Consider the following 24,045-nt stretch of genomic DNA (forward strand, 5'->3'; position numbering starts at 1 on the left):
TGCTCAGGCGGCGATGCGGGTGAGCCAGGGATGGTCGGGGTGGACCTTGGCCAGCCAGGTGTTCAGGCGGGTGAGTCTGATGGGTGGGAGCAGGGGGAGGATGCGGTGGAAGTCGGTGTCGTCCTTGGGGCGCTGCGCCTTCGCCTTGAACAGCAGGACCACCTCGGGGATCAGGTAGGGGATGCGCGAGGAACTGGTCAGGATGAGCTGGGAGTAGGGGAGGGTGATGGTGGGATCGCGGCGGCAGATCCAGGTGTCGCCGTCGTGGGGCTCACGGAAGACGTCGAGGTGGTAGGTGCCGGTGAACGGGTCACGCAGCCAGGTCTGGTGCAACTCGGGGTGGGTGGCGGCACGTTCGTAGGGCCACACGCGGCCGCCGCCGACCACATCCCACCGGTATTCCGGGAAGGCGGCCACGATCTGCGGGAAGTCCGTTCGGGGCACGGCGATCTCGATGTCCTCGTGCGCGCGCGAGATCGCCCCGGCGAACAGGTCGAGCGCCCATCCACCCGCGATCGCCCATGGCGCCGAACAGGAACCGAGACAGGCGGCCACCACACTGGGTGTCCAGGGATCCCAGCGGCGGGCACTGTCGGTTGCCGTGATCGGACGACCACCGTCCGGGAAGTTCATGACCCATCATGGACACACCCGGGGGTCCGGGCGCAAGGCTGTTGTGGGCGATGGTGATCGAGGTGATGCGGGTTCGTGAGCAAACCCGCGCCGCGGTGCCCGATCGATGATCTACGAGGTCGCCGGGGCAGCCGATTCCGCGGGTTCGTCGGCGGCCAGGCCGATCGCCAGGCTGCGGTCGAGACCGCGCAGCCGAGCGCCCGCCAGATCGGCGGCGGTGAACACCGCGCCCGCGATCTCGGCGCCGATCAGGTTCGCCCCGCCGAGGCGCGCGCCGTGAAATCTGGTGCCGCGCAAGACCGCGTCGCGCAGGTCGCTGTCGCGCAGGTCGGCGCCGCTGAGATTGGCATGGGACAGATCGGCGCCGCGCAGATTCACCCCGGTCAGATTCGCCCCGGTCAGCTCGGCGCGGTCGAGGTCGGCTTCGGGCAGCCCGGCCCCGCGCAGGTCGGCCTTCGGCAGCCGGACGCCGGCGAGATCGAGCCCGACGGCACGGTTCCGGCCGGTCACCTGACTACGCAGCACCGCCACCGCGTCGACCAGATCCCCCGGCGCCGTGGCGAATTCACCGTTCTTCGTGCGCTGCTGCAGATGCCGGGCCAGCAGCCGACGGCCACGATCACGTTCGCGGGGCGCGTCCTCCATCAGTCGCTGCAACGCGAACACCCCGCCGGAGCGGGTGACCGGATCGTCGGAGGCGAGATGGGTCACCACCGCGCTGAACCGGTCGACGTCCTGTTTCTCCTTGTCCAGCAGGAACCTCCGCACCGTGTAGACGAGCCCGGCGACGGCGATGGGCGTGCCGATCAGGGTTGCGAGCTGGGTGCGCGCCGCGGCGATCGCGTCGAGGCGCTCCTTGGGGCCGAGGCCGCCGAAGTCGTCGGCGGCGAGCAGGATCGGCACCCGGTAGATCAGATAGATCAGGATCGCGGCGGCCACGGTGAGGCCGAGGACGGTGAGGGTCGCGCGTATTCTCATCAGGGTCCAGACTGTCGACGCGGTGCCGGATCGCAGACCGCACTGTACTATCCGGAGTCATCGATCGGGGGCGTGGAGATGGTGTCGAATTCTGAACTGCCGGAACGCGTTCCCCTGTTCGTCAATCACACGCGACTCATGAAGAAGGTCACCGAACGAGTGCTCACGGGTGGCCCGGGGAACCGGACGGTGGTCCTGAGTGGGGAGCCCGGCATCGGCAAGACCGCGTTCGGTGTCGAGCTGGCGTACCGGATGCGCCCGTACTACGCCGACGGCGAGCTGTATGTGCCGTTCGGCGGGACCGAACAACCCGATCATCCCGATGACGTTCTCGGCTTCGCCCTGCGGGCGCTGGGCGAGCCGGTCGAGAACATCCCCGATCGGCGTGGTGCGCGCCGCGCCCGCTATCGCGCACTGACCAGAGACCGGTCGCTGATGGTCTTCCTCGATGGCGTGGTCACCGAGCAGCAGGTCAGGGCACTGCTGCCCGGCGAGGGATCCTCGCTGGTCGTGGTGACCGAGGCCCGACCGGCGGCGCCGGTGGACGCGACGGGAATGGAGCTGTTCGTGGTCGAATCACTCGATGACAACGCGGCCCGCCAACTACTGGAATCGCTGATCGGCCACGAACGCTGTGCCGCCGAACCCGAGGCCGCAGCCGCGCTGATCGCACTGTGCGGGCACCTGCCACAGGCACTGCGGATCGTCGCCTCGATGGCCTACCGTGCCGCCGCGCGGAGCACCTCCCCGCTGGCCGACACCGTCGAGCGCCTGCGCGACGACACCCGACGGCGCACCGCGCTACCGCTGGAACGCGTCTACGGCGCCGCCTACCGCTCGCTGCCGGAGCGGACTCGCCGGTGCTACCGCGCGCTCGGCCTGCCCGCGCACGGTGGCCGCGTGGGTGCGGACGCCCTGGCGGCGGCGCTGGAGTGGCCGGTGGGCGAGGTCGCCGAACTGTTGATCGACTTGGCCGACACGCACTTGCTCAAGCCCGTCGGCGCCGACCGCTACCAGGTGCGGGAATTGGTGCGCCGACACGCGGCCGAGGTGGACGATCGACCGGCGGCGGAGCGCGACGCCGAACAATGGCGGCTCGTCGCGTTCTACGACCGTCAGATCGCGGCCGCCGATGGGCTGATCGCGCCCGGTCGGCCGTGGCGGACGCTCCTGCTGTCCGAGAACGACACCACCAGTGCGCTTTTCGCGACTGCCGAGCAGGCCCGAGCATGGCTGCGGCAGGAGCGCAGCGCGATCCTGGCGGCCGCGGCCTTCGCCGATGCCGCGGGCGATGAGCACTATCCGCAGCGTTGGGCGGTCCTGCTGTGGGCGTTCCACGAGAAGGAGAAGATCCTCGACGATCTGCGCCTGTTGCACGGCTGGGGCCTGGTCGCGGCCGGGCGCGCGGGTCAGCCGGATGTGGTGAGCCTGCTGCACATTCAACGGGGATTCGCCCACCTGTGGGCAGGTGATCACGAGTTGGCGGCCGAGGACTTCGCCGCGGGCGCGGCCGCCGCGACACGCATGGATCTGGAAGCCAGCGCGCTCGAGGGTCTCGGCTTGACTCGCTTCGAACAGGGCCGAACCTACGAGGCGCTCGACCTGTTGCGCCGCAACGCCGAACTCGCCGACCAGATCGGGGACCAGCGCCGAATCCTGATCGCGGCGCTACACCTGGCGAAGGTGGAGTCACCCGAAACCGCACTCGCCCTCCTGGACACCGCGGCAACCGGATTCGCCGCCGCGCCGACCGCCGAAGCCGACAATCTCGCCAAGGCGAAATACTGGCGTGGACGCACCTTGGCCAGCATCGGCGACTACGACACCGCGGCCGACGAACTCGCCGCCGCCCACGCGGTGATGACGACCTTGCGCAGATATTTCGACCTCGCCGAGATCGAGGTCGCCTCGGCCCAGGTCGAGCAGGCCCGTGGCATGAACGCCGCCGCCCGCGAATTCCTCGCCCAGGCCATCACCCACTACGAGCGGGTCGGGCACCTGGCGGCAGCACAGCGAACGAGGGCCCAGCTCGCCGCGCTGCCGGGCCGCTGATCGAGGCGCTCGCCATCAACGTCCGATGCGGCGCTGCGGATTGTTCTGTGCTGAGCATGAGACTGCGCTGGGCATGAGACCGCGTCGGGCACGTGACTGCGCTGGGCATGAGACCGCGCCGGGCACGAGACTGCGCTGGGCATGAGACTGCGCCGGGCATGCGACTGCGCCGGGCATGCGACTGCGCTGGGCATGAGACTGCGCTGGGCATGAGACCGCGCCGGGCACGAGACTGCGCTGGGCATGAGACCGCGCCAGGCATGAGACCGCGCCAGGCATGAGACCGCGCTGGGCATGAGACCGCGCCGGGCATGAGACCGCGCTGGGCACGAGATCGCGCCTGGCACGCGACCGGGCTGGGCACGCGACCGCCTCGGGCACGCGACCGGGCCGGGCGCGCGACCGGGCTGGGCACGCGACCGGGCTGGGCACGAGACCGGGCTGGGCACGAGACCGGGCTGGGCACGAGACCGCGCTGGGCACGAGACCGCGCTGGGCACGAGACCGCGCTGGGCACGAGACCGCGCCGGGCGCGCGACCGGGCCGGGCGCGCGACCGGGCCGGGTACGTGATCGCGCCGGGCACGTGATCGCGCCGGGCGCGCGACCGGGCCGGGCGCGAGATCGCGTCGGGTACGTGATCGCGCCGGGGCGCGACCTGCACCACGGGCGCTCCCGCGACCCGGACCGCCCGCAGGACGACTCCGCTCCTGCTGGACAGTTGATCACCAGGCTCTCCTGCAAGTATCGGCCGAGAAGTGACCGCCACCAGAGCCTGATGATCTTGATATCGTGGGCTACTCGGTCGTCGATGTTGGATCAGCCGAGACCCGGTGGGACACACCGGCGCACTCGATGGTCCACGTGCCGGCGAGGGTGCTCGGGTCGGCGGTGCGGGCGAGGTGGTGGTGGGTGATCGAGGCGAACAGGCGGCAGGCGTCGTCGGAGCCGGTGACGGTGAGAAGGTCGGGTTCGGTGCTCGGTGTGGGTGTTTCGGTGTCCATGGGTGACGGGTCGATGCCGATCAGCCATTCACCGGGGCGGACGGGGGCTGCGGCGAGGCGGCAGCCGGGGAGGCCGTGCAGGGTGTCGGTGATCCAGCGGCGCGTGTCGGGGCCGGGGGCGCCGATCATGATGTCGGCGAGGCGGAGCCAGCGGTGTAGCGGTTCGTTGACCCCGACGGCGAGGTGGGCGCCGCGTGGTAGGTCGGTGCCGGAACTCAGGCGCTCGGCGGGGTAGCGCGTGACCTGCGCCGTGCCGTGTTCGGCGGAGCGGACCAGCACGAGGTGGGATTGGGCCCGGGGCAACGCGGCGCGTGGCAAGGGCGCGGCCGGAAGTTCCGCCGGCGCATCGGGTTCGGGCAGATCCATGGTCTCGTACATCGCGCGGCGCAGGATCGCGGCGCCGGCCAGCGGGTGGGAGGTCGTGAGTGCGGTGTGCGCGGTGTAGCGGCCGGGATCGTGGTCGGTGATCGCCGCCTCGATCTGTGCCGCCAGATCACCGTCGAGGTCCAGATGGGGTGCGGTGGCGAGGAATCCGGCGATCGGGGACGCCGGATCGAGTGCGTGCGCCGGTGCCGTCGCCAGCAGGGGCGCGACGCCGAGGGCGGTCGCGTAGAACGGAATCGAGCCGTGATCGCCGAGCACGAGGTCGGCGGCGACGACCGCGGCTTTCCAAGCGTCGACATCGTCGAGGAGGTGGACGCCTGCGCGGGTGGCCGCGGCGAGATATTCACCCAGCTGCCACGATGAATGTTCGGCGGCGATATTGGGATGCGCGGCGATGACGATCTGGAATTTGTCGGCGGGGAGGGATTCTGCCAAGCGCAGTGGCAATTTCGGATGGCGGGCGAGGAGTGCGTCGTTGCTGCCCCACGTGGAAGAGATGACGAGTAATTTCCGGTGGGCGGGCAAACCATAGGCGCGGCGGTAGCTCGCGCGCAGCGGCAGACTCGCGGACAATTGATCGAAGCAGATGTCACCGGCGACGAGAGCGCGGGGTGCGGCGGCGGGAACGGCCGAGATCAGGCGGTCACGTTGTTCGTTGTGCGAGAGCACGATCGCGGTCGGCACGAGGGCGCCCTCATGTAGGAGCCACTCCGCCGACAAACCGAAAACCGAATTGTTTCTTTGTTTCTTTGTTTCTTTGTTTCTTTGTTTCTTTGTTTCTTTGTTCAGATATTTATTGTATCCCATTCCGTGGGGAATAACAAATAGCGGTGCATCAATTCTATGGAGTTCTCCACCATAACTCGCGGAAAGTGCGAGATCGAAACTGTTTCGGCAAGCCTCGCCCCAACTGATTTCCGTCACCCCGCGCCGCGCGAGGAATTCGGTGGTCCCACGGTCGAAGGCGGAGGAGCCGGTGCGGGTGAAGACGATGCGGATGCGGGGGTCGGTGGCCAGGACCGGCAGGGTGTCGAACAGGCGGGTCGCCGCGGTGATGTTGTGGACCACCGCCAGGACCACGCGTTCGTGGCCGAAGGTGGACCAGCGGGCGGTGCGGTCCGCGGCGAAACGGGGTCTGGCGCTGGGTGACACCCGGTGATGCTACTGCCTGGCCGGTCAGCGGCGGCGGTCGGTGAGCCAGGCCAGGGGGCGGCGGTGGTGGGGGCGGGCGCGGTTCTCCCAGCGGGGGTTGTCCTCGTCGCGGCGGTAGGCGGGGACGCGGCCCGCGATGGCGAAGCGCAGGGTGCTCGAGGTGCCGACCACTTCGCCGTCGGCGGCGACCGGGGCGGGCGCGTCCAGGACGACGGTGAGTTCGCGCATCTGCCGCTCGCCGTAGACCCGGCTGTGCCCGATCGCGGCGAGCATCAGGGCGAGGACGGCACGCGTGCGGGAGAAACGGACGTCGGCGCGCAGCCACCGGACATCGAGCAGGCCTTCGTCCAGGCGGGAACGGAAGGCCGGGACCGCGCCGTGCGGGTGGTAGGGGCCGTTGCCGACGAACAGGAACCACAGGTCGTGCCAGCGGTCGTCGATCCGCGCGCGGATCGGTTCGGCGCGGCGCAGGGTGACCACGAGGGCGGCGGCGAAGGAGGGCCACTTGCCCCAGCGGTCCTCCCACTTCTCGCGCAGCCGGACCAGGTCGGGATAGGCGCCGATGCTGGCGGTATTGATCAGGTGGTGGGTGCGCGGACCGTCGGGGGTGTCGAATTCGACCGCGGCGATGTCGACCTCGACGGCCTCGCCCACGCCGGTCGCGTCCACGACCTCGCGCAGGTCGTAGACGCCGAGGTCGCGCGCGAAGTGGTTGAGGGTGCCTGTGGGGACGACGACGAGGGGCAGCTTGTTGCGGACCGCGACGGCGGCGGCCGCGGCGATGGTGCCGTCACCACCGGCCGCCCCGACCGCGACGATCGACGGGTCGATGGCTTCCTGGAGCTGGTCGATGGCGTCGCGGCCCGGTGCGGTCTGCAGCAGGGTCGCCGCGGGCATGGCCTCGGCGATGTCGGCGGTGGGGTCGTAGGCGGCATCGCCGGAGCGCGGATTGATCAGCAACAGCAGCCCCTTGCCCTCGGTCAGGACAGGGGCGTCGTGGACGGCGTGCGCGTCGGCCTCGTCGGACTCACGGATCGGCCACCAGCGACGGGTCGTCAGGGCGACCCCGGTGCCGACGGCGGCGCCGACCAGGACGTCGGAGGGCCAGTGCGCACCGGTGTGGATGCGCGAGTAGGCGACGGCCGCGGCCACCGGTGCCACCGCCAGGGCGGCGCGCGGGCTTTCCAGCGCGACCGCCGTGGCGAAGGCCGCCGCGTTGGCGCTGTGGCCGGAGGGGAACGACGAGGAGATGGGAGTGTCGACCAGGCGACGGCCCAGCGGCATCAGTTCCGCCGGTGGGCGACGCCGCGGGATCAGTGACTTGAGCACCAGGTTCACCACGAAACTGGTGCCGCCCAAGGCGATCACACCGCGCAGCGCGGCCCGGCGCGGCGGCCCGGGCCGGACCGCGAGCGCCGCCGCGACGGCCAGCCACAGGCGGCCGGTGTTCGCCGAACGGGTGAGCCGCAGGATCCCGGCATCGGCCGAGGACTCCGGAATCCGGGACACGGCCCGGCTCACGGATTCGTCCATCCGGGCGACATGGCGGAATCGGCGGCCGCGCAACTCACTCACCGCACCGACACTACCGCCGCGGGCGGTCGGTGGCTCCCGAGTCGGCAACCATCGCGTTCGCGGGCGAATTACGGTGTGGCAGCGGGTATCCCCGGGGGATCGCAGTCGGCGGTGGGCGACTCGCCGGACAGCGACTGGAGGATGCAGCCGAGGTTGATCTGCGACGATCCGGTATCGGCGTTGGCGGCCGGGGCGGCGATGAGCAGGGGAGCGGCGACGACGAGCGCGCCGAGACAGATCTTGCGAATGTTCATGATCGATACTCTCGCAGTGAAATTCGCTCGAATCGAGCTCGCGGCCGCCCCCAATTGTCGGGTCTGGGTCCGGGCCGGGCGGCTCGCATAGGTTGCCGGACCGGCGTGCGGTCGACACCTCGGACCCGCTGGTCACACTGTCGGCGATAAACTCGGCCGATGACCGACTCCAACCTGCTGCAGGGTCCGATCCATGACGTCCACGTCGAGCTCGGCGCCACCTTCGCGCCGTTCGGGGGGTGGGCGATGCCGGTCTCCTACGCGGGCACGGTGGGCGAGCACACCGCGACCAGGACCACGGTGGGCCTGTTCGACGTGAGCCACCTCGGCAAGGCGACCGTGCGCGGTACGGGCGCGGCGGCGTTCGTGAACTCGGCGCTGACCAACGACCTGGGGCGGATCCGGCCGGGCAAGGCGCAGTACACGCTGTGCTGTACCCCCGAGGGCGGGGTGATCGACGACCTGATCGCCTACTACGTCGGCGACGACGAGGTGTTCCTCGTCCCGAACGCGGCCAACACCGCGGCGGTGGTGGCCGAACTGCGCAAGGTGGCGCCGGAGTCGATCACGGTTACCGACGAGCACCGCGACTACGCGGTCTTCGCCGTGCAGGGCCCGAAGTCGACCGAGGTTCTGGCCGCGCTCGGCCTGCCCACCGAGATGGAGTACATGGCCTACGCCGACGCCGAGTGGCAGGGCCGCCCGGTGCGGGTGTGCCGGACCGGCTACACCGGCGAGCACGGCTACGAGCTGCTGCCGCGCTGGGACGATGCCGAAGCGGTGTTCCGCGCCCTGGTCGAGCAGGTGCGCTCCGCCGGGGGCGAGCCCGCCGGCCTCGGCGCGCGCGACACGCTGCGCACCGAGATGGGCTACCCGCTGCACGGCCACGAGCTCTCCGTCGACATCACCCCGAACCAGGCCCGCACCGGCTGGGCGGTCGGCTGGAAGAAGCCGGAGTTCTGGGGCAAGGCCGCGCTCGAGCAGGAGAAGGCCGACGGCCCGCGCCGCACCCTGCTCGGCCTGCGGGCCCTGGACCGCGGCGTGCTGCGGCAGGGCCAGACCGTGCTGCGCGACGGTGAGCCGGTCGGCGAGACCACCTCGGGGACGTTCTCGCCCTCGCTCAAGGTGGGCATCGCGCTGGCGCTGCTCGACACCGATGCCAAGCTGGCACCCGGCGACGAGGTGGAGGTCGACGTGCGCGGTCGAAAGCTGCGCTGCACGGTCGTCAAGCCGCCGTTCGTGGAGACCAACACCAAGTAATTCCCCAGTAGTGGGGGCGAGACAGTGAGAATTCGGCCCGGATAGGATCGCATCATGACAGTTGCTGCACAGTTCACTCGTATTCCGCATCCCGCGCCCATCTCGGCGCAGCAGCGGGAAGAGGTACTGGCGGCCCCCGGGTTCGGGCGGTTCTTCACCGATCACATGGTCTCGATCGACTACGCCGACGGCCAGTGGGGCAACGCGCGCGTCGAGCCGTACGGCCCGCTGTCGATGGACCCGGCGACCATGGTCTTCCACTACGGTCAGGCGATCTTCGAGGGGCTCAAGGCCTACCGCCAGTCCGACGGCAGCATCGCCACCTTCCGCATCGACGCCAATGCCGCGCGGTTCCGTCGCTCGGCGGCGCGGATGGCGATGGCGGAGCTGCCCGAGGAACTGTTCATCGAGTCCGTGCGTCAGCTGCTCGACGTGGACGCCGACTGGGTGCCCGCCGCCGGTGGCGAGGATTCGCTGTACCTGCGGCCGTTCATGTTCTCCACCGAGGCCGGTCTCGGCGTGAAGCCCGCGGCGGCCTACAAGTACCTGCTGCTGGCCTCGCCCGCGGGCGCGTACTTCCCGCGCGGCGTGAAGCCGGTGCGGGTGTGGCTGTCCACCGAGTACGTGCGGGCGGCGCCCGGCGGCACCGGTGAGGCGAAGGTGGCGGGCAACTACGCCGCGTCGCTGCTGGCGCAGGCGCAGGCCACCGAAAAGGGCTGTGATCAGGTCGTGTGGCTGGACGCCTGCGAGCGCCGCTATGTCGAGGAGATGGGCACCAACAACCTGTTCTTCGTCTACGGCACCGGTTCGGAGGCCCGGCTGGTGACGCCGGAGCTGTCCGGTTCGCTGCTGCCCGGCATCACCCGCGACTCGCTGCTCACCCTGGCCGCCGACTCCGGCTACCCGGTCGAGGAGCGCAAGATCTCGGTGGAGGAATGGCGCAAGGGCGCCGAATCCGGCGAGATCAGTGAGGTTTTCGCGTGCGGAACGGCGGCGGTGATCACGCCGGTGGGCTGGGTGCGTTCGACCGAGGGTGAATTCAGCATCGGTGGCGGCGAGCCGGGTGAGGTCACCATGGCCTTGCGCGACACGCTCACCGGCATCCAGCGCGGCACCTTCGCCGACACCCACGGCTGGATGAAGAATCTGTAAGCGCCCCAACAGCATTGACGGAGCGGGTCCCGGATCGGGGCCCGCTCCGTCGCTGTCAGCCCGGCATCAGGGCCTGCCACTGCTGTAAGGACTGCGGGCGCAGAACGTAGTTGTTGTCGCGGATGGCAGCCAGTGCGGCGCTGGGCTCTTCGGAGTACCAGTGGCCGGGGTAGACGACGGGGTTGCCGTCGAGGGCCGACAGGTAGCGGAGGCTGCGGAACATCTCCTCGGAGTCGCCGCCGGGGAAATCGGTGCGGCCGCAGCCGTCGACGAACAGGGTGTCGCCGGAGATGAGGCGGCCGTCGAACAGGAAGCACTGGCTGCCGGGGGTGTGACCGGGGGTGTGCAGGAGTTCGATGTCGAACGTGCCGACCTTCACCTTGTCGCCGTGGTCGTGGCCGGTCAGTTCGCTGGGGGCGATGCCGGTGGTCTGGGCGACCCAGTCCAGCTCCTGCTTGTTCACGTGGACGGGAACGCTGGTCTTCTCCAGCAGCTCGCGCACGCCGCCGAGGGTGAAACCGAGCATGGTGCCGCCGACGTGGTCGGGGTGGTGGTGGGTGGCGAGCACGCCGGTCACGCGCATCCCGTCGGCCTCGGCGACCTCGACCAGGTCCGCCGCCGCGTAGGCGGGGTCGACCAGGACGGTCTCGCCGGTCTCCCGATCGCCGATCAGATACGCGAAGTTGCGCATCTGCGTGGCGATCGGATCGCCGACGGCGTAATCCCGGCCGGACAGCAGCTGGCGGAAGTAGAGGCGCTCCGAAGACATGCCGTCCACTGTATTGCCACCGGTGTGCTGGGGACGCATCCGCATACCGCTGACCGGACGATCTGTGCGAGCACACAAGCGGCCATGTCTTGGACTTGTGACCAGTTGGAGTTTGCCGACACCGAGGTTCCGCGCTATCCGCGCAGGGTGAACCCCACCGCGGCCACCGCGACCGTGATCTCGACCAGCGCGCCGAGCACATCGCCCGAGAGACCTTCGAAGCGGCGCACACAATGGCGGGTGATCAGCAGACCCAGCGCGAGGGCGGCCACCATGACGATCGGGCCGAGCCAGAGCGCACTGGGCACGACCGCCACGGCGGCGGCGATGGCGATGACCGGCCAGATCGCGACCACGACGCGCGACTGAGTGCCCGCGACCAGCGCGCCGAAACCCGCGTCGGGGGCGGCTGTGACGCCGGGGCGGCACGCCAGCACCACGGCCACCCGGCCCGCGGCGACAGCGAGCACGATCGCGAACCAGCGCTGCTGGTCGGCCAGCGACGCGAACGCCACCGCCTGCACCGCGATCGCGAAGATGAGGGCGGCCACCCCGAAAGGCCCGGCCCCGCCGGACTTCATGATCTCCCGTGCGCGTGCGGGCGGGCCGTAGCTGCCGAGTCCGTCGACCGTGTCGGCCAGCCCGTCCAGATGCATGCCCCGGGTGAGCAGCGCGAGCAGCCCGACCGCGAGCAGGCCCGCGAGAATGCTGGTGACCCCCGCCTGGACGAACAACCACGTGGCCCCGGCCGCGATGCCACCGAGCCCGAGACCGATCACCGGGGCGAGCGTGATCGCCTGACCCGCGATGCGGCGGTCGACAGTGGCCGGTCCGGTGACCGGTGCGACGGTGAGCCACGAGATGGCCAGCCGGATGCCGCTCACGGCCGCGGTCCGTTGCCGCCGGTGCTCGACGTTGGGCGGCGAGCGCGGTGGGTGATCGGCGAGGGGGTTGGGGTCACTTGACCAGGTCGACGGTGGTCGTTTCCTCGGCGGTGCTCACGCCCGCGTCGGCGAAGGTCGACATCTCGGCGAGGGCGGCGACGGCGGCGCGCAGGATCGGGAGGGCGGTGAGGGCGCCGGAGCCTTCGCCGAGGCGCATGTCGAGGTCGATGAGGGGTTCCAGGCGCAGGTGTTTCAGGGCCAGGTCGTGGGCGGGTTCGGTGGAGCGGTGGGCGGGCAGCCACCAGGCCTTGGCGCCGGCGGCGAGGTCCTCGGCGACCAGGGCGGCGGCGGTGACGACGACACCGTCGAGCAGGACGGGGGTGCGGCGGGTCGCGGCCTGGGCCAGGAAGCCGGTCATGGCGGCGAAGTCGGCGCCCGCGGCGACGCGGAGCAGGTCGACGGGATCGGTGGCGACGGGACGGGCGCGGCGCATGCCGTCGCGGATGGCGGCGACCTTGCGGATCCAGCCCGCGTCGTCGACCCCGGTGCCCCGGCCGACGGCGGCGACCGGTTCGGTGCCGGTGAGGGTGGCGATCAGGACGGTGGCGGGGGTGGTGTTGCCGATGCCCATGTCACCGGCCACGAGCAGGTCGGCGCCCGCGTCGATCTCCTCGTCGGCGATCGCGCGGCCCGCCGCCAGCGCCGCGGCGACCTCGTCCTCGGTCAGCGCGTCCTCGCGGTCGATCGACCCGCTGCCCCGGCGCACCTTGTGCCCGGCGATCGAGGGTTCGGTGTCCCCGTCGACGGCGATGTCGACGACCCGCACGGTCGCACCCGCCACCGCGGCCAGCGCGTTCACCGCCGCGCCACCGGCCAGGAAGTTGGCCACCATCTGCGCGGTGACCTCGCTCGGATACGCCGAGACGCCGTGCTTGGCGACGCCGTGATCACCGGCGAAGACCACCACGCGGGCCCGCTCGAACTGCGCGGGCGGGCAGACGCCCTGGCAGGCGGCGATCCAGTTGCCCAGCTCTTCGAGCCGTCCCAGCGATCCGGCCGGTTTGGTCAGCTGTCGCTGGCGCTGTTCGGCCGCCGCGCGGACCTGCGCGTCGGGGGCCGAGACCGGGGCGAATCCGTGAGTCACTGGCGAGCCTTTCGGTGTGGTGCCGGGGTGTTCGACGCCCATCTTGCCCGGATCAGGACCCGCCGCGCCGACCGACCCGTCTCATTTCAACCGGACCGGCAACCCGGCCACGATGAGGAACGCCTCGTCGCACGCCCGCGCCAGACGCTGGTTGAGCGTGCCGATCTCGTCGCGGAACAACCGGCCCGAGCGCGTCGCGGGGATGACACCCATCCCGACCTCGGGCGAGACGATCACCAGCCGCTCCCGGTAGTCCTCGACCGCGGCGACGAGCCCGTCGCAATCGGGGGCGACGGTGCCACGTGGTGCCTCCCAGGCGGCGCGCGCATCGAGGCGGGCGGTGAGCCAGGTGCCGATGTCGTCGAGCAGGGTGGCGGGTGCCGGATCGGCGAGAACGGCTGCGGGCTCGGTGTTCTCGACGGTCGACCAGTGGGCGGGGCGCCGGTCGCGATGTCCGGCGATCCGGTCGGCGAAGTCGTGGTCGGTCGGGTCTAGAACGGCGGTCGCGAGGTAGCGGACCACGCCCGCGTCGGCCAGCAGGTTCTCCGCGAAGGCGGACTTACCGGAGCGCGCGCCGCCGAGGACGAGAGTGCGGGTGGCCATTCGAGCACGGTAGCAAGCGGCACCGTCGGGTTCTGCCGCGTGCGGTGCGGGATCAGCGCGCGTCGAGGGCGTCGAGGATCATCGGGCGCGCCGTGGTGAGCGCCTGCTGCCAGTACGGCCAGGTGTGCGTTCCGTTGAGGATGTCCACCCGCGCCGAGATGTCGAGCGCGGTAACCCGATCGCGGAAGATGCTCGCCGCGACCACGGTCATCGACTCCAGGGCCATCGCGTTGGCGGTGTTGGCCGCGCCATGCGGCAGGTCGAGCGGGCCCGGAACGCCATTGCCCGTCGTCACGTACATGGGCAAGCCGCGCAACCGCTCGGCCTGGACGGTGGCGTCGTTGCGGCTCCACGCGGGATCGCCTGCCGGGCCCCACATGTCGTCGACGTCGAACCCGCCCTCGTCGAGCATGGCGGCGCGCATCGCCTCGTTCCACAGCGGATACGTCGGGTTGACGAAGCCGGAGAACGATCCGGCGAAGCGGAACTGATCGCGATGGTGGGCGGCCAGGATCAGCGCCGCGTTGCCGCCCATCGACGCGCCCGCGATCGCGTTGTTCGTGCGGGAGACGCCGTAACCCGCGAGGAAATCGGGCAGCTCGCGGGTGAGGAAGGTTTCCCACTTGTAGGTCGTGGTCTGGTTGTTGGTGCTGCTCGGCCGGTACCAGTCGGTGTAGAAGCTGGAGTGGCCGCCGACCGGGAACACCAGTGTCACGTCGTCGCCGGCGAATTGGCGCAGGGCGTCGGTGTCGGTGGTCCACTGGCTGTGCCCGGCGGGCGCGCGCAGACCGTCGAGCAGATAGAGCGCCGAGCTGCCGCCACGCGCGGCCCACTGCACCTGCACCTTGATCGGGCCCATGCTCGACGGGACGAACAGCTCCTCGAAACCGCCTGCGGGCGTGCGGGCGACGGGCGCTGCCGTGGCGGCGGGCAGCCCGATCGAGGAGACGAACACCGCGGCGGTGACCACCGTCAGTACTTTTCTCAGCCGACGAAACCTACCCGACTCAGCGCGCAACACTCAGTCAGCTGACCAGCGGCGGGGGACCGCGTCAAGCCGATTCCGGCCGCCGACGACCGGCCGGGGTCGCCGATTGTGGCCGCTCACAGCGGTTTCGGTCACTTCTTTACAGGTTCATGACAGCCGTCAGCGTTCCTCCGCGGGAGCGCCGAAACGGCGGCGGTACTCGGTGGGGGCGATGCCGACCTGGCGCTGGAAATGGTGGCGCAGCAGCGCGCCGGAGCCGAAACCGGACTGATCGGCGATCCGTTCGAGCGGCAGGTCGGTGGCCTCGAGCAGGTGCTTGGCGAACAGCACCCGCTGGGTGGTGAGCCACTTGACCGGGGTGGTGCCGGTCTCGGCGGCGAACCGGCGCGCGAAGGTGCGGGTGGACATGCTCGCGCGGGCCGCCAGCTCGTCGACGGTGTGCGGGTGGGTGAGGTTCTCGGTGAGCCAGCTCAGAATGCTCGACAGGCTGTCGGTCCGGCATTCGGGCACGGGCTGCTCGATGAACTGGCGCTGGCCGCCGTCGCGCTGGGGCGGCACCACCATGCGGCGGGCGATGCCGTTGGCCGCGGCCGAACCGATCTCCCGGCGGACCAGATGCAGGCAGGCATCGATCCCGGCGGCGGTGCCCGCACTGGTGATCAGATTGCCCTCGTCGACGAACAGCACGTCGGGGTCCACGGTGGCGCCGGGAAAGCGCGCGGCGAGTTTGTCGACATAGCGCCAGTGGGTGGTGCACTTGCGGCCGTCGAGCAGGCCCGCGGCACCGGCCAGGAAGGCGCCGGAGCAGACGGTGAGCACGGTCGCGCCCGCCTCGGACGCCGCCCGCACGGCCTCGACGACACGCTGGTCGTATTCGTCGTCGACGACGATCGGGGAGGCCGGGATGGCGACCAGATCGGCGCGCACCAGCTCGTCGAGGCCGAATTCGGGCGTGACGGTGACGCCCGGGGTGGTCGAGCGCAGCGGTGTGCCCGGTTCGGCGCCGCAGACCCGGAAGTCGAAGCCGGGCAGGCCGTCGGCGGTCCGGTCGAGCCCGAAAACCTCGCAGACGACGCCGAATTCGAACATGGCGAGCTTCTCGTTGAGGACGACGGCAACCTTCGACAGCACCACCCCATGCTATCTGGCCGAATATTTACGCACAATGACAGAACAGCCACTTTCGGCCGAAATCAGACGAGCGCAAACTTTCTGCCATGCTTACTTTTCTGATCGCCTTCGCCATCATCGTCGGACTCGCCGTGCTCGTCGGCCGCGGCACCGCGGGCTCGAGCGGGGTCGTCGACCGCGACGCCCAGCGGGTCAGCGCCGAACTCGCCGCCATCGCCGGATACGCGAACAACATCCGCCCCGGCCACCACTGAACGCGCGAATGCCGCCCCCTCCGGCGGAGGGAACGGCATTCGGAGCGGAATTCTCAGACGGCGTCGCCGGGGCCGACGCGCGGCTTGGGAGCACGCATCTTGCGGATCTGCGAGGCGCGGACGAACGAGTACCAGCCGAGCTTGAAACCGGTGTCGGTGGTGTCGGGGAAGCGCTCGATCACCCGGTTGTTCACGATCTTGCCGAGCACGAAGCCCTCGATGATCATGAACATCATCATCACCAGCATCGCCAGGGTCACGATGGTCTGCAGACCCGGCGCCACGAACATCGACATGATCAGCACCAGCGCCATCGGCATGAACAGGCCGACCAGATTGCGGCGGGCGTCGACCAGATCACGCACGTAGGCGCGGACCGGACCCTGATCGCGCGGCAGCAGGTACTTGTCCTCGCCGGCCAGCATGCGGGCGCGGCGCTCCTGCACGGCGGCGCGGCGATCGGCGGCGGCGGCCTTGCGGTCGGCCTTGGTGCCCTTGACCGCCTTGCGGCGGGCGCGGGCCTCCTTGCGGGTCAGCGGAGCCGGGGCCATCGGGCCGCGCCGCTTTCCTTCTGCCTCACGCCTTTTCGGGGTGGGACGACCCTTGCCGGGGGTGGTCGAAGCGGGTGCGGGGGCGGTCTGTTCGACGTCCTGCACCGAGGGGTCGACGGACTCGTCGATGGTGCTGGACTCGTCGCGACGGAACAATTTCACGTTCACCAGGCTATTCGATGACGTCGACGAGGGGGAAACGCGGTCCGGTTCGCAGTGTGGCCGGTCTCGTCGCCGGGCCAGGTGGGAGCTGGATCACCCCGTGGTGGCGCGTAGTGTGGGGCGAAGCACCCAGGTCGTGTCCACGGGTTGCGGCCGGAGTGGCAGAATAGGAATAGCAGGTCGCGCGCTGGTGTTGAAATCAGGCGTGCGCTGTGCACCTGAGGTCCGTTGACGGGCTGACCGAACTAGGAGTGTCCATGACTGTGCAGAACGAGACCGCCACCGAGACCCACGGTGCGACGCTGACCGACGCTGCCGCCGCCAAGGCGAAGGCGCTGCTCGACCAGGAAGGTCGCGACGACCTCGCCCTGCGGATCGCCGTGCAGCCGGGTGGTTGTGCGGGTCTGCGCTACCAGCTCTTCTTCGACGATCGCGTCCTCGACGGTGACATCGTCGTCGACTTCTCCGGCGTGAAGCTGGCCGTCGACCGCATGAGCGCCCCCTACATCCAGGGCGCCTCGATCGACTTCGTCGACACCATCGAGAAGCAGGGCTTCACCATCGACAACCCCAACGCGACGGGTTCGTGCGCGTGTGGAGACAGCTTCAACTAGCGGCTGGCGCCGCGGGTTTTCGGCCTCGTAACCCCGCAACCGAGGGGCGATACTCCGGCTTCGCCGTGACGTCTCGCCCCTCGGTTGCGGGGCGGCCGAAAACGTTGTGGTTGCGTTGAGGTGAACCGCAGGTGGTGTGACGCTTGCTACCGTTGAAGTCCGGGATCGGTTGGTCCCGGGCTTTTTCTGTTTCCCCGCCTAGCGTCGAAGGGGCCCTGCCTCGTGTCTGTTGCTGTGTCCGCGTCCATCGCCACCGACCACCTCATGCGTTTTCCCGGCAAGTTCGCCGATGTGCTGCTCGCCGATCAGCTCGATCATGTGTCCCTGAGTTTCCTCGTCGACGATCTGCAGATCCGTCGCGGCGGCGTGGCGGGCAACATCGCCTACGCGATGGGTCTGTTGAAGCAGCGGCCGCTGCTCGTCGGTGCGGTGGGCGCCGATTTCGCCGAGTACCGGCAGTGGCTCGAGAACAGCGGGGTCGACTGTTCGGCCGTGCACGTCTCCGAGAAGGCGCACACCGCGCGGTTCGTCTGCACCACCGATGAGGCGATGGCGCAGATCGCGTCGTTCTACCCGGGCGCGATGAGCGAGGCGCGCGACATCGACATCGCCGCGATCGCCGCCGCGCACGAGGTCGACCTGGTGCTGGTCGGCGCCAACGATCCCGAGGCGATGGTCGCGCACACCCGCCAGGCCAAGGCGCAGGGCATCGCCTACGCCGCCGACCCGTCCCAGCAGCTGGCCCGCCTCGACGGTGAGCAGGCGACCGAACTCGTCGACGGCGCGGCCTACCTGTTCACCAACAAGTACGAGTGGGCCCTGCTGCTGCAGAAGACCGGCCTGACCGAAGCCGAGGTCGCCGCCAAGGTCGGTATCCGGGTGACCACACTGGGCTCCGAGGGTGTCCTCGTCGTCGACGCCGACGGCACCGAGGTCCGCGTCGGGGTCGTGCCCGAGACCGCCAAGGTCGACCCGACCGGCGTCGGCGACGGCTTCCGCGCCGGCTTCCTCACCGCCCACCGCGCGGGCCTGAGCCTCGAACGCGCCGCCCAGCTCGGCTCCCTCATCGCCGTCCTCGTCCTGGAGACCACCGGCACCCAGGAATGGACCCTCAACACCGAGGACGCCCTCGAACGCCTCACCAAGGCCTACGGCTCCGACGCCGCCGACGAACTGTCCGCGCTCCTGTAAGCCGCAAGGACGACGAACGCCCCTCGGATCCACGGATCCGAGGGGCGTTCGTCGTCGGTGCTACAGCGAGACCGGGTAGGTGGGTTCCTGGATCTCGGGCTTGATGCGGTCTTCGACGAAGATGCCGTGCCAGATCATGAAGACGAGCAGGGTCCAGAGGCGGCGGCTGTGATCGGAGGTGCCCGCGCGGTGGTCGCGGAGCATCTGGAGGATGGCGGGCTTGTTCAGCAGGTGGTCGGTCTGGGAATCCGCGATCTGGGCCTCGGCCCAGTCGTAGAGTTCGGTGCCACGCAGCCAGTGCCGCAGCGGGACCGGGAAGCCGAGCTTGGCGCGGTGCAGGACGTGATCGGGGACGATGCCGTCCAGCGCCCGGCGCAAGGCGTACTTCGAGGTGTCCTTGGAGATCTTCTGCTCGTAGGGCAGGCCCTGGGCGACGCGCATGACCTCGTTGTCGAGGAACGGCACGCGCAATTCGAGGGAGTTGGCCATGGTCATCTTGTCGGCCTTGACCAGGATGTCGCCGCGCAGCCAGGTGAACAGGTCCAGGTGCTGCATGCGGGTCACCGGGTCCCAGCCCGCGGACTGGGCGTAGATCGGGGCGGTGACGTCCTGGTGGGTCCACTCGGGACGGAACTCGCGCAGGACCGAGCGCAGCTGGGCGTCGTTGAAGCTGCGCGCGTTGCCGTAGTAGCGGTCCTCGAGCGACAGCGACCCGCGCTGCAGCAGGGACTTGCCGCGCCTGCCGTCGGGCATCTTGTCGCCGAGCTTGCCCGCGAGCCTGCGCAACCCGGCGGGCAGGTACTCGAAGGGCTTGAGCGACAACGGTTCCCGGTAGATGGTGTAGCCGCCGAACAGCTCGTCGGCGCCCTCACCGGAGAGCACCACCTTGACGTGCTTACGGGCCTCCTTGGCCACGAAGTACAGCGGAACCAGCGCCGGGTCGGCGACCGGGTCGTCGAGGTACCAGACGATCTCGGGGATCGCGGCGGCGAACTCGGCGGGGGAGACGACCTTGACGATGTGGCGCGCGCCGATCAGCTCGGCGCTCTCGGCGGCCACGTCGACCTCGGAGTAGCCCTCGCGCTCGAACCCGGTGGTGAAGGTGATCAGCTTCGGGTTGTGCCGCATGGCCAGCGCCGCGATGGCGGTGGAATCGATGCCGCCGGACAGGAACGAGCCGACGGTGACATCGGCGCGCATGTGCTTGGCGACGGAGTCCTCGAGTGCGGCGGCGATCTCGGCGTAGCGGGCCTGCGCCTCGCCCTCGGCGAACGGGCGCACCCGGAAATCGGGGCGGAAGTAGCGGGTGGTCTTCGGCTCCTGGCCGACCGCGACGGTGGCGTAGGTGCCGGATTCGAGGCGGCGGATGTTGCGGTGCAGCGACTCGGGCTCGGGCACGTACTGCAGCACCGTGTAGTGCTCGAGGGCGCGCGGGTCGAGCTCGTCGGACACCCCGAGCGGGCTCAGCAGTTCCAGCACGCTCTTCTTCTCGCTGGCGAAGGCGGTGCCGCCGGGGCCGGTCGCGATGAACAGCGGCTTGATGCCGAACGGATCGCGCGCGAGGAACAGCTCCTGCTTCTCGGTGTCCCAGATCGCGAAGGCGAACATGCCGCGCAGCTTGCGCACGGCCTCGGGACCCCAGAAGTGGAAGGCCGCCACGATGGACTCGCCGTCACCGTCGGTGGCGAAGATCTTGCCGTCGGGGAATTCCGCCGCGTGCTCGGCGGCGAGCTGCTCGCGCAGTTCGAGATAGTTGTAGATCTCGCCGTTGAACGTCATCGCGTAGCGCTGCGGGTTCTCGGCGGGGCCCCAGCGCAGCGGCTGGTGCGAGTGTTCGATGTCGATGATCGAGAGGCGGTTGAAGCCGAAGATCATGTGCTCGTCGTGCCAGGTGCCCTTCTCGTCCGGGCCACGATGCCGCTGGCAGTGCAGCGCGTCGTACACCTGGTCGACCACCTCGGTCGTCGCCGGATCAGCGGTCAGGAATCCGAGCAGTCCGCACACGGTGTCGGCAACCTTCTCTCGTTCGGTGATGGAGTGGCCACGGGCGGGCCGAAACGCTGTGTCCGAGTATGCCGCACGCCCGCGCGACGCGCCGCGCGCAACCCGGCGTAGCACCCCTTCCCCACCCGCGTGGGCGGCAAACCGCAGGTCGCCGGGTCCGCACCGGTTGTCGCGGAGTGTCGAATGCGACCCCGTGACAAGACAGCGCCCACTTTGGTCTACGCTGCGTAGTACTCAGGTCCTTCTCAGGTGTGCAGGCCTCACAGCGGCAATACTCGAGGGCGGCCTGAAACGTGCTTGAAAGACGTGTCGGAACGGGCGAATCGCGGCCCGGACGACGCGATGTGTCGGAATGTGTGGCGACCAGGAAGGCGTGAGCGTGGCGCACAAGGCGAGCGAAGAGATCGGGGCACGACCCGTTCGGGGTCGGCAGGGCCGTATCCTTCGGCGGGCCGGGCTGGCGGTGTCCTTGGGGATCACCGCGGTGCTCGTCTCGGGCTGCTCGATCGACAATGTCTGGCTGCGGTTCGGCTGGCCCTCGGGCATCACGCCGGAGGCCGCCCGGATGCGGGAACTGTGGACCTGGTCGGTGCTGGCCGCGCTCGCCATGGGCGTGCTGGTCTGGGGTCTGACCTTCTGGACGATCATCGTGCACCGCAAGCGCAAGGACTCCCCGGAGTTCCCGCGCCAGACCGGGTACAACGTGTCGCTGGAGCTGACCTACACCGCGATCCCGTTCGTGATCATCGCGGTGCTGTTCTACTTCACCGTGGTCGTGCAGAACTACGTGCACGAGAAGGTCGACAACCCGGATGTCACCGTCGACGTGACCGCCTTCCAGTGGAACTGGAAGTTCGGCTACCGCGGCGTGAACAACGTCGGCGGGCTCACCTGGGACGGCATCGACCACGAGCGCGAGGCCGCCAACGAGCAGCAGGTCCTCGAGTACGCCGAGCGCAAGGACGAAGACGGTCACCCGATGCCGGGCCCGGTGCACGGCAAGCCGGAGAACGACGTCATCTCCTACCTGCACTACGACAAGGTGGAGACCTACGGTTCCAGCACCGAGATCCCGGTCCTGGTGCTGCCGACCGGTAAGCGCATCGAGTTCCAGCTCGCCGCCGCCGACGTGATCCACGCCTTCTGGGTGCCGGAGTTCCTGTTCAAGCGCGACGTGATGCCGAACCCGAAGGAAAACCACTCCGACAACGTCTTCCAGATCACGGAGATCGAGAAGGAAGGTGCCTTCGTCGGCCGCTGCGCCGAGATGTGCGGTACCTACCACTCGATGATGAACTTCGAGGTCCGGGCGGTCTCGCCGGAGAAGTTCGCCCAGTACCTGCAGGCGCGCATCGACGGCAAGACCAACGGTGAGGCGCTCGAGTCGATCGGCGAGTCGCCGGTGGCCACCTCCACGTACCCCTTCAACACCAAGCGCGATATCAAGAGCGCTTCGGTGAACGAGAGCAAGTGAGGATTCTGATATGAGGATCGAAGCGCGGATCTTCGAACTGCTCACGGCGTTCTTCATCCTGGTGGGCATCGTCTACGGCTTCTTCACCGCGCAGTCGCGCACCGGTGTGGAGTGGGCGGGCACCACCGCGATCGTGCTGACCGCGGGTCTGTCGCTGATCATCGGTACCTACTTCCGCTTCGTCGCGCGTCGCATCGACCTGCGGCCCGAGGACTACGAGGACGCCGAGATCGTCGACGGCGCGGGCGACCTGGGCTTCTTCTCGCCCGGCAGCTTCTGGCCCATCCTGCTGGCCGCGGCCGGTTCGGTGACCGCCCTGGGCCTGGCGTTCTTCCAGTTCTGGCTGATCGCCCTCGGCGTCGCGCTGGTGCTCGCCGCCTCGGCCGGCCTGGTCTTCGAGTACTACCTCGGAGCCGAAAAGCACTGAGTCACAGACACAGAGGAAGGCCCCCACCACATCTGGTGGGGGCCTTCCTCGTATGTCACCGAATTCGTCCCAGGGCCCCGCGCCCGGGGCCCCAATGGCGCCTACACGCTGTAGCGCAGGGCCTGTTCCGAGCGGCAGATGTCGTCGATGCCGGAGACGATCTCGCGCAGCTGCTCCGAGGGCAGGGCCGAGGGGCGCAGGCGGCAGGTGAAGGTGATCAGGCCGTAGTCGGCGGGCGAGAGGCCGCGGGCGGCGGCTTCGGCGCGCAGGTATGGGGAGCGCACGCCGTAGGTCATCGCGGAGATGACGGTGAAGCAGCCGGTGCGCTCGCGGTGACCGGCGAACAGGTCGTGCAGGCCGTAGAACACCGAACCGTAGTTGGCCAGGGGGGCGAACACGCCGACGCGGTAGGCGGGGCCGCGCTCGGAGGAGTTGATCACCGTGTCGGCCAGGTATTCGGCGTCGCGGATGGTGAGCACCTTCGGCGCGAACATGAGCGCGCCTGCGGCGGCGTTGCGCACCGGCATGCCCGCGCGCCCGCCCGCCGCGGAGGCGATGGCGCCCAGCGACTTGCGGGTGCGGGTGCCGACCTCGCGCCGGGCCCGCAGGCCACGGGTGGGCGCGGTGGGGTAGAGGCTCGACCACTGGCCGAAGCGGACCGCGCCGAGGGTCACCTGGCCGGTGCCGACGGGGCGCGCCACCTTCAGCGGGGCGGTGTCGACCCAGCGGCCGACCTGCAGTGCCGCGCTGCCGGGGTTGGTGATCTCGGTGGTGGCGTGCTCGACGAAGGAGTCGAAGTCGAGGAACCGGTCGGCGTCGGTGGTGAGCCAGGTGTGGTCCTTGTCGACCTCCACCACGTCCAGGGTCAGCGCGGTGATGATGCCCGCGCGCCCGCCCGCGCCGAGGATGCGGTGGAAGCGCTCGGTGTGGTGGCCGCGCCCGCAGGTGCCGATCCGGCCGTCGGGGTCGACGTACTCGAGGTCGACGATCTGGTCGATGAACATGCCGTAGCGGTGCGAGGCGGTGCTCACGCCGCCGACGGAGGCGAATCCGCCCGCGGTGATGTCGCGGTGATCGCCCACCACCGGCAGGCCGAGTCCGTGCGCGCCGAGGCGCCGGTCGATCTCGGACAGCTTCGCCCCGGCCTGTACACGCACGGTGCGCCGGCCGAGGTTGATGTCGAGGACCGAGTTCATCTTGCGCAGCGAGAGCACGCCGCGCTGATCGGCCAGCCCATAGGACTCTTCGGTCTGCTCACCGCCGCGAACCGTCAACCGTTCCGAACGATCACGCGAATCACGCACAGTGCGAACGACATCCGCCGTGTCGGTGGGGAGATATTCTTCGGAGATGACGGAATGCGGCGTGCCCATGACCGCATAGCTAACCACAGCTGGGCGATTCTT

At 69.7% G+C, this 24,045-nt stretch carries 22 protein-coding genes; 8 read left to right on the forward strand and 14 right to left on the reverse strand.

From position 1 onward, the window contains the following. Positions 1 to 3: 3 nt before the first annotated feature. Both ACFVVM_RS27460 and ACFVVM_RS27465 read right to left on the reverse strand, forming a co-directional pair. Entirely contained in the window at positions 4 to 633 is a 630-nt protein-coding gene (locus ACFVVM_RS27460; RefSeq protein ID WP_387623959.1) for a nucleotidyltransferase domain-containing protein, read from the reverse strand. Positions 634 to 744: 111 nt separating this feature from the next. After that, the gene (locus ACFVVM_RS27465; protein ID WP_387623961.1) at positions 745 to 1,611 is read right to left on the reverse strand and encodes a pentapeptide repeat-containing protein; all 867 of its coding nucleotides are present in this window, start codon (positions 1,609 to 1,611) and stop codon (positions 745 to 747) included. 78 nt (positions 1,612 to 1,689) lie between these two features. On the opposite strand from ACFVVM_RS27465, the gene ACFVVM_RS27470 reads away from it, so the two are divergent. Further along, complete coding sequence (locus tag ACFVVM_RS27470) at positions 1,690 to 3,663, forward strand: NB-ARC domain-containing protein (RefSeq protein WP_387623964.1); 1,974 nt, start codon at positions 1,690 to 1,692, stop codon at positions 3,661 to 3,663. A gap of 796 nt (positions 3,664 to 4,459) precedes the next feature. Here the strand turns inward: ACFVVM_RS27470 and ACFVVM_RS27475 are convergent. From ACFVVM_RS27475 to ACFVVM_RS27485, 3 genes are all read right to left on the reverse strand, one after another. Further along, complete coding sequence (locus ACFVVM_RS27475; protein ID WP_387623967.1) at positions 4,460 to 6,202, reverse strand: hypothetical protein; 1,743 nt, start codon at positions 6,200 to 6,202, stop codon at positions 4,460 to 4,462. Positions 6,203 to 6,226: 24 nt separating this feature from the next. Beyond that, on the reverse strand, positions 6,227 to 7,777 hold the full coding sequence (locus ACFVVM_RS27480) for a phosphatase PAP2 family protein (RefSeq protein ID WP_387623969.1): 1,551 nt from the start codon (positions 7,775 to 7,777) through the stop codon (positions 6,227 to 6,229). 68 nt (positions 7,778 to 7,845) lie between these two features. Continuing rightward, positions 7,846 to 8,031, reverse strand: a complete 186-nt coding sequence (locus tag ACFVVM_RS27485; RefSeq protein ID WP_387623972.1) for a hypothetical protein — start codon at positions 8,029 to 8,031, stop codon at positions 7,846 to 7,848. A gap of 159 nt (positions 8,032 to 8,190) precedes the next feature. On the opposite strand from ACFVVM_RS27485, the gene gcvT reads away from it, so the two are divergent. Next, complete coding sequence (gene gcvT, locus ACFVVM_RS27490) at positions 8,191 to 9,291, forward strand: glycine cleavage system aminomethyltransferase GcvT (RefSeq protein WP_387623975.1); 1,101 nt, start codon at positions 8,191 to 8,193, stop codon at positions 9,289 to 9,291. Between the two features lie 54 nt (positions 9,292 to 9,345). Beyond that, a complete protein-coding gene (locus ACFVVM_RS27495; RefSeq protein ID WP_387623977.1) occupies positions 9,346 to 10,443 on the forward strand; it encodes a branched-chain amino acid aminotransferase in 1,098 nt (365 codons plus the stop codon). A 55-nt stretch (positions 10,444 to 10,498) separates the two neighbouring features. On the opposite strand, the gene ACFVVM_RS27500 is transcribed toward ACFVVM_RS27495, so the two are convergent. From ACFVVM_RS27500 to ACFVVM_RS27525, 6 genes are all read right to left on the reverse strand, one after another. Continuing rightward, a complete protein-coding gene (locus ACFVVM_RS27500; RefSeq protein WP_387623979.1) occupies positions 10,499 to 11,212 on the reverse strand; it encodes an MBL fold metallo-hydrolase in 714 nt (237 codons plus the stop codon). A gap of 134 nt (positions 11,213 to 11,346) precedes the next feature. Then, positions 11,347 to 12,096 (reverse strand): adenosylcobinamide-GDP ribazoletransferase, encoded by a 750-nt coding sequence (locus tag ACFVVM_RS27505; protein ID WP_387623982.1) that lies wholly within the window; start codon positions 12,094 to 12,096, stop codon positions 11,347 to 11,349. Positions 12,097 to 12,169: 73 nt separating this feature from the next. Further along, a complete protein-coding gene (cobT, locus tag ACFVVM_RS27510; protein WP_387623985.1) occupies positions 12,170 to 13,282 on the reverse strand; it encodes a nicotinate-nucleotide--dimethylbenzimidazole phosphoribosyltransferase in 1,113 nt (370 codons plus the stop codon). A 39-nt stretch (positions 13,283 to 13,321) separates the two neighbouring features. Further along, positions 13,322 to 13,843: a bifunctional adenosylcobinamide kinase/adenosylcobinamide-phosphate guanylyltransferase gene (locus ACFVVM_RS27515; RefSeq protein WP_387623988.1), complete on the reverse strand. Its 522-nt coding sequence runs from the start codon at positions 13,841 to 13,843 to the stop codon at positions 13,322 to 13,324. A gap of 52 nt (positions 13,844 to 13,895) precedes the next feature. Next, on the reverse strand, positions 13,896 to 14,813 hold the full coding sequence (locus tag ACFVVM_RS27520) for an alpha/beta hydrolase (protein WP_387623990.1): 918 nt from the start codon (positions 14,811 to 14,813) through the stop codon (positions 13,896 to 13,898). A 177-nt stretch (positions 14,814 to 14,990) separates the two neighbouring features. Next, on the reverse strand, positions 14,991 to 15,962 hold the full coding sequence (locus ACFVVM_RS27525) for a helix-turn-helix domain-containing protein (protein ID WP_387623992.1): 972 nt from the start codon (positions 15,960 to 15,962) through the stop codon (positions 14,991 to 14,993). 86 nt (positions 15,963 to 16,048) lie between these two features. Here ACFVVM_RS27525 and ACFVVM_RS27530 point away from each other — a divergent pair, with 86 nt between their 5' ends. Further along, positions 16,049 to 16,216: a hypothetical protein gene (locus ACFVVM_RS27530; RefSeq protein ID WP_387623995.1), complete on the forward strand. Its 168-nt coding sequence runs from the start codon at positions 16,049 to 16,051 to the stop codon at positions 16,214 to 16,216. 53 nt (positions 16,217 to 16,269) lie between these two features. Here ACFVVM_RS27530 and ACFVVM_RS27535 read toward each other — a convergent pair whose 3' ends face one another. Continuing rightward, positions 16,270 to 16,929: a DUF3043 domain-containing protein gene (locus ACFVVM_RS27535; RefSeq protein WP_387623998.1), complete on the reverse strand. Its 660-nt coding sequence runs from the start codon at positions 16,927 to 16,929 to the stop codon at positions 16,270 to 16,272. Positions 16,930 to 17,186: 257 nt separating this feature from the next. On the opposite strand from ACFVVM_RS27535, the gene ACFVVM_RS27540 reads away from it, so the two are divergent. Then, entirely contained in the window at positions 17,187 to 17,543 is a 357-nt protein-coding gene (locus ACFVVM_RS27540) for an iron-sulfur cluster assembly accessory protein (RefSeq protein WP_071927238.1), read from the forward strand. A gap of 222 nt (positions 17,544 to 17,765) precedes the next feature. Further along, positions 17,766 to 18,734, forward strand: a complete 969-nt coding sequence (locus tag ACFVVM_RS27545) for a carbohydrate kinase family protein (RefSeq protein ID WP_387624001.1) — start codon at positions 17,766 to 17,768, stop codon at positions 18,732 to 18,734. Positions 18,735 to 18,794: 60 nt separating this feature from the next. Here the strand turns inward: ACFVVM_RS27545 and asnB are convergent, their stop codons facing one another. After that, on the reverse strand, positions 18,795 to 20,738 hold the full coding sequence (gene asnB, locus ACFVVM_RS27550; protein ID WP_387624003.1) for an asparagine synthase (glutamine-hydrolyzing): 1,944 nt from the start codon (positions 20,736 to 20,738) through the stop codon (positions 18,795 to 18,797). A 352-nt stretch (positions 20,739 to 21,090) separates the two neighbouring features. Here asnB and ACFVVM_RS27555 point away from each other — a divergent pair, with 352 nt between their 5' ends. Continuing rightward, positions 21,091 to 22,212 carry a cytochrome c oxidase subunit II gene (locus ACFVVM_RS27555; protein ID WP_387624005.1) on the forward strand — a complete coding sequence of 374 codons (1,122 nt, stop codon included), beginning with the start codon at positions 21,091 to 21,093 and terminating at the stop codon, positions 22,210 to 22,212. A gap of 10 nt (positions 22,213 to 22,222) precedes the next feature. After that, a complete protein-coding gene (locus ACFVVM_RS27560) occupies positions 22,223 to 22,639 on the forward strand; it encodes a cytochrome c oxidase subunit 4 (protein ID WP_387624007.1) in 417 nt (138 codons plus the stop codon). A gap of 101 nt (positions 22,640 to 22,740) precedes the next feature. On the opposite strand, the gene ACFVVM_RS27565 is transcribed toward ACFVVM_RS27560, so the two are convergent. After that, positions 22,741 to 24,012: an FAD-binding oxidoreductase gene (locus ACFVVM_RS27565; RefSeq protein ID WP_387624010.1), complete on the reverse strand. Its 1,272-nt coding sequence runs from the start codon at positions 24,010 to 24,012 to the stop codon at positions 22,741 to 22,743. Between the last annotated feature and the right edge of the window lie 33 nt (positions 24,013 to 24,045).

The organism is Nocardia sp. NPDC058176, assembly GCF_042883805.1.
Lineage (GTDB): Bacteria > Actinomycetota > Actinomycetes > Mycobacteriales > Mycobacteriaceae > Nocardia.

Coding starts and splice junctions, on each gene's coding strand:
- ACFVVM_RS27560 (WP_387624007.1), top strand. CDS start 22,223: ATGAGGATCGAAGCGCGGATCTTCGAACTGCTCACGGCGTTCTTCATC.
- ACFVVM_RS27465 (WP_387623961.1), bottom strand. CDS start 1,611: ATGAGAATACGCGCGACCCTCACCGTCCTCGGCCTCACCGTGGCCGCC.
- ACFVVM_RS27565 (WP_387624010.1), bottom strand. CDS start 24,012: ATGGGCACGCCGCATTCCGTCATCTCCGAAGAATATCTCCCCACCGAC.
- gcvT (WP_387623975.1), top strand. CDS start 8,191: ATGACCGACTCCAACCTGCTGCAGGGTCCGATCCATGACGTCCACGTC.
- ACFVVM_RS27500 (WP_387623979.1), bottom strand. CDS start 11,212: ATGTCTTCGGAGCGCCTCTACTTCCGCCAGCTGCTGTCCGGCCGGGAT.
- ACFVVM_RS27530 (WP_387623995.1), top strand. CDS start 16,049: ATGCTTACTTTTCTGATCGCCTTCGCCATCATCGTCGGACTCGCCGTG.
- ACFVVM_RS27540 (WP_071927238.1), top strand. CDS start 17,187: ATGACTGTGCAGAACGAGACCGCCACCGAGACCCACGGTGCGACGCTG.
- ACFVVM_RS27515 (WP_387623988.1), bottom strand. CDS start 13,843: ATGGCCACCCGCACTCTCGTCCTCGGCGGCGCGCGCTCCGGTAAGTCC.
- ACFVVM_RS27460 (WP_387623959.1), bottom strand. CDS start 633: ATGAACTTCCCGGACGGTGGTCGTCCGATCACGGCAACCGACAGTGCC.
- cobT (WP_387623985.1), bottom strand. CDS start 13,282: ATGGGCGTCGAACACCCCGGCACCACACCGAAAGGCTCGCCAGTGACT.
- ACFVVM_RS27485 (WP_387623972.1), bottom strand. CDS start 8,031: ATGAACATTCGCAAGATCTGTCTCGGCGCGCTCGTCGTCGCCGCTCCC.
- ACFVVM_RS27555 (WP_387624005.1), top strand. CDS start 21,091: ATGTGTGGCGACCAGGAAGGCGTGAGCGTGGCGCACAAGGCGAGCGAA.
- ACFVVM_RS27470 (WP_387623964.1), top strand. CDS start 1,690: ATGGTGTCGAATTCTGAACTGCCGGAACGCGTTCCCCTGTTCGTCAAT.
- ACFVVM_RS27495 (WP_387623977.1), top strand. CDS start 9,346: ATGACAGTTGCTGCACAGTTCACTCGTATTCCGCATCCCGCGCCCATC.